The 256-nt window shown below is 70.7% G+C and carries 1 protein-coding gene; it reads right to left on the reverse strand.

The features are described 5' to 3' along the window. Nucleotides 1-68: 68 nt before the first annotated feature. Nucleotides 69-256: hypothetical protein (locus tag SB753_RS39075; RefSeq protein WP_410805422.1), on the reverse strand; the 188-nt coding region annotated here is incomplete at its 5' end.

A 256-nucleotide genomic window follows, 5' to 3' on the forward strand; every position in this document is an offset into this window, starting at 1 on the left:
GACCGAGCCGTTCGCGAGCCGAGCCTCGCGGACGGCCGCGCGCACCTCGGGGATCGTGCGGAGGATTCTCATGCGGACGGTTCCTTCGGGGCGCCGGTCGTTTCTCCGGTCACTTCGCCGGTCACCTCGCCGGCCGGCTCGCCGGTCACTTCACCGGTCGCCTCGTCGGTCACCTGTCGGGAGAAGGGACGGATGTCGGGCAGATCGGCCGCGTGTCTCCCTGCATCCGTGCGTTCTCCCGACATCCGTACCGGGG

The sequence above is a fragment of the Paraburkholderia sp. SIMBA_053 genome (assembly GCF_046534895.1).
GTDB lineage: Bacteria > Pseudomonadota > Gammaproteobacteria > Burkholderiales > Burkholderiaceae > Paraburkholderia > Paraburkholderia caledonica.